The sequence below is a fragment of the Streptomyces sp. NPDC101227 genome (genome assembly GCF_044767545.1).
GTDB lineage: Bacteria > Actinomycetota > Actinomycetes > Streptomycetales > Streptomycetaceae > Streptomyces.
In genome coordinates this window covers 1-4,310 of record NZ_JBIWOD010000041.1, presented here as the reverse complement: position 1 = coordinate 4,310, position 4,310 = coordinate 1, and the positions used below count along the sequence as shown (strand labels likewise).

Here is a 4,310-nt window from a genome sequence, read left to right as displayed (position 1 = left end):
TGGTTCACCACCGTTTTCCCGGTGGAGCTGCCGGGGGATGCGGCGACCGGCTGGGACGTTCTGGTCAAGTCGGTGAAGGAGAACCTCCGTTCCGTCCCGCACCGCGGCCTGGGCTACGGCGCCCTGCGCTATCTGGGCGACCCCGACTCCGCGGCGGGGGATCTCGGCCGCACGGTCCGGCCGGGGATCAGCTTCAACTACCTCGGCCAGTTCGACGGCATGACCGGCGACGGCGGCCTCTACCAGGCCCTGCTGCCCAGCCCCCGGGGCGAGCACAGCCCGCTGGACGGGCCGGCGTATGCGCTGGATGTGGTGGGCCGGGTGGCCGACGGGCGGCTGGTGGTGGACTGGGCCTGGTCCGACGGCGTCTTCGCCGAGGAGGTGGTGGACCGCCTGGCGTCCCGGTTCATCGCCGCGCTGGAGGAGTTCGTGGCGCACTGCGAGGAGCCGGGGGCCGGTGGCTGCACGCCGTCGGACTTCCCGCTGTCGGGGCTCGACCAGGCGGGTGTGGACCGGGTGGTGGGTGACGGCCGTGGCGTCGAGGACGTGCTGCCGCTGATGCCGATGCAGTCCGGGATGCTCTTCCACGCGCTGATGGAGTCGGCGCAGGCGCGGACCGCCGCCTACTTCGAGCAACTGATGTTCGTGGTCGACGGCGTCTCGGATGCCACCGCCTTCGGCGCGGCCTGGCAGCGGGTGGTCGACGGGGTGCAGGCGCTGCGGGTCGGCGTCGTCTGGGAGGGCGTCGCGGAGCCGGTGCAGGTGGTGCACCGGGAGGTGGCGCTGCCCGTCGAGATCGTGGACTGGCGCGGTCTCACCGACGGGGAGCATGAGGCCCGTTGGGAGGAGTGGGTCGCCGCCGACCGTGAGCGGGGGCTGGATCTGCGGCAGGTGCCGCTGGCCCGGCTGGCCCTCGCCCGCCTCACCGACGACCGTGTCCGGGTCCTGTTCACCTTCCACCACCTGCTGCTCGACGGCTGGAGCCTGTCCCGCGTGCTGTCGGCGGTCTTCGACGGGTACGCGGGCGTGGCGCCCGTCGCTGTCTCCGGCGGGCGGCGGCTCGCCGACCATGTGCGGTGGCTGGCCGACCGCGATCAGCCCGCCGCCGAGGAGTTCTGGCGCGGGGTGCTGGCAGGGTTCGAGAGTCCGGTGGCGTTGCCGTACGACCGTCCGGCGGTCCGTTCCGGCCAGTCGCGCTCGTCGGCCCGGGTGGGTGTGGAGCTGACGCCGGAGCTCACCGACCAGCTGTACGCGTTCGCCCGCCGGCACCGGCTGACCGTGAACGCCGTGGTGCAGGGCCTGTGGGCGCTGCTGCTGGCCGGGCGCAGCGGACAGCACGATGTGGTGTTCGGGGCGACTACCTCGGGCCGGCCCACCGAACTGCCCGGCGCCGACGAGATGGTCGGCCTGTTCATCAACTCCCTCCCGGTGCGTACCCGGCTGGAGCCGGAGCTGGGCGTGGTGGAGTGGCTCCAGCGCCTCCAGGCCGAACAGGTCGAGGCCCGCCGCTACGACCACCTCCCGCTCACCCGCGTCCAGGCGCTGGCGGACCTCCCCGCCGACCGGCCGCTGTTCGACACCCTCGTGGTCTTCGAGAACTACCCGGTGGACACCGACGCGGCCGCCGAGCACGGGCTGAAGGTCGGCGAGATCAGCGCCGTCGAGGCCACCAACTACCCCCTCAACCTCCTCGCCTACGGTGGCGAGCGGCTGGAGTTCATCCTCGCCTACGACCCGGAGGTCTTCGACCGGTCGACGGTGCAGGGACTGTGCGACGAGCTCGCCCGGCACGCCCGGACCGTGGCCACCGCCACCGGCCGCAAACTCGGCGGCCTGGACCTCGTCGACGCCGGGCAGCGCCGGCAGATCCTCGACGAGTGGGGCCGCGACGAGCGGCAGCTGGAACGGCTCCCGCTCGCCGGGATCTTCCGGGCGCAGCTGGCCCGTACGCCCGGCCTCCCGGCCGTCATCTGCGGCGAGACCACGCTGAGCTATACCGAACTGCACGGCAGGGCAGGCCAGTTGGCGCACTACCTCATCTCCCGGGGGGTACGCCCGGGCGACCGCGTCGGGGTCGCCCTGGAGCGCGGCATCGACTGGCTGGTCGCCATGCAGGCGGTCTTCCACGCGGGCGCCGTCTACGTACCCGTCGACCCGAAGTACCCGGCCGAGCGGATCGCCCATATGGTCACCGACTCGGGTGCCATGCTGCTGCTGACCGAGAAGCGCCTCGGCGACGGACTGCCCGCCCCGGATGCCGTGCCCGTGGTGGAGGTGGACACCCTCGGTGCCGAGCTCGCGCAGCGGCCGGCCGCGCTCCCGGACGTCCGGATCGATCCGGACGCGCCGGCGTATGTCATCTACACCTCGGGATCGACCGGTGTCCCCAAGGGCGTCGAGGTCCCGGGCACCGGCTTCAGCGCCCTGCTCACCGCCGTCGTGGAGAGACTCGGCGCGGCCGAGGGCTGCCGGGTGCTGCAAGGGGCGTCCCCCAGCTTCGACGCCTCGCTGATCGAGGTGCTGATGGCGCTCGGCGTGGGCGGCACCCTCGTCCTGTCGCCGCCGGAGACCCTCTCCGCCGAGCAGCTGGTGGATCTGCTGCGCCGCCACCGGGTCAGCCATGCGCTGATCCTGCCCGCGATGCTCGCCACTCTGCCCCGTACCGAACTCCCCGATCTGCGCACGCTGCTGGTCGGCGCGGAGGTGGTCAGCGCCGACCTCGTCGCGCGATGGGCGGACGGCCGGCGGATGGTCAACGGGTACGGCCCGACCGAGGCCACCATCGCCACCACGTTCAGCGACCCGCTGTCCGCCGCCGACGCGGGCGCCCCGCCCATCGGCCGCCCGTACGCCAACGTCCGCACCTATGTCCTCGACGCCTGGCTGCGGCCGGTCGCGCCGGGCGTCGCCGGGGAGCTCTACATCGGCGGCGAGGGCGTCACCCGCGGCTATGTGAACCGGCCGGGGATCACCGCCGAGCGGTTCGTCGCCGACCCCTACGGGGCGCCGGGGGCGCGGATGTACCGGTCCGGGGACGCGGTGCGCTGGGGCGACGACGGCCAGCTGCACTTCGTGGGCCGGACGGACGCCCAGGTCAAGGTGCGCGGCCATCGCGTGGAGCTGGGCGAGGTGGAGACCGCGCTGGCGGAGCACCCGGCCGTCGGTCAGGTGGCGGTGCTCTTCCGTACGGACGGACCCGGCGCCCGGCTGGTCGGCTATGTGTCGCCCGCGGCGGGGGCCGAGGCCCCGGCGCCGGAAGCGGCCGCGCTGCGCGCGTTCCTCGCCGACGGGCTGCCGGACTACATGGTGCCGTCGGTGTTCGTCACGCTGGACGCGCTGCCGCTCACGCCGAACGGCAAGGTGGACCGCCGCGCGCTGCCCGCGCCCGAGGCCGCGGGTGACGGCTCGGCGCGGCTCGCGCCGCGCACGCCGGTGGAGGAGACCCTCGCCGCCATCTGGGCGGAGGTGCTGGGCGTGGAGGCGGTCGGCGTCGAGGACAACTTCTTCGACCTGGGCGGCGACTCCATCCTCAGCATCCAGGTCGTCTCCCGGGCGCGCGCCGCGGGCCTGTCGATCGCGCCGAAGGACGTCTTCGACCGGCAGACGGTACGGGCCCTGGCCGAGCACGCGGACCGGGCCGGCGAGTCCGCGCCCTCGCAGGAGCGGCGCTCCGTCGACGGCCCGGTGGGGCCGACGCCCATCCAGGAGTGGTTCTTCGCCTCGCATACCGCGGCCCCGCACCACTTCGACATGTCGATGGCGGCGACCCTCGGTGCGGGCGTGGACCCCGACGTCCTGGCGGACGCGGTGGCCGCCGTGGTGGCCCATCACGACGCCCTCCGGCTGCGCTTCGTACGCGGCGCGGACGGCGCCTGGACCCAGTCCGTGGCCGACGACGCCACCCCCGTACCCGTACACCACACCGACCTCACCCACCTCTCCTCCGACGCCCGCCGGGCCGAGCGGGACCGGCTGGTCGCCGAGGCCCAGCGCGGCCTGAACCTCACCGAGGGTCCGCTGCTGCGCGCCCTGTCCTTTGCGCTCGGCGCCGACGACGGCGACGGCGAAGGCAGTCAACTGATGCTGGTGGCACACCACTTGGTGGTGGACGCGGTGTCGTGGCGGGTGCTGCTGGAGGACCTGGCGGTGGCGTACGGCCAGCTGGCGTCGGGTGCGACGGTGGACCTCGGCCCCAAGACCACATCGTTCCTGGAATGGGCGTCGCGGCTGCGGTCGCATGTCGAGGAGGGTGGCTTCGACGAGGAGCTGGCGTACTGGTCGGCGGTGGGCGAGGACGTCCCGACCGCGCT

At 73.7% G+C, this 4,310-nt stretch carries 1 protein-coding gene; it reads left to right on the top strand.

From position 1 onward, the window contains the following. Positions 1 to 21 precede the first annotated feature (21 nt). A partial coding sequence (locus tag ACIRPT_RS40890) for an amino acid adenylation domain-containing protein (protein WP_403836963.1) occupies positions 22 to 4,310 on the top strand: 4,289 nt, incomplete at its 3' end.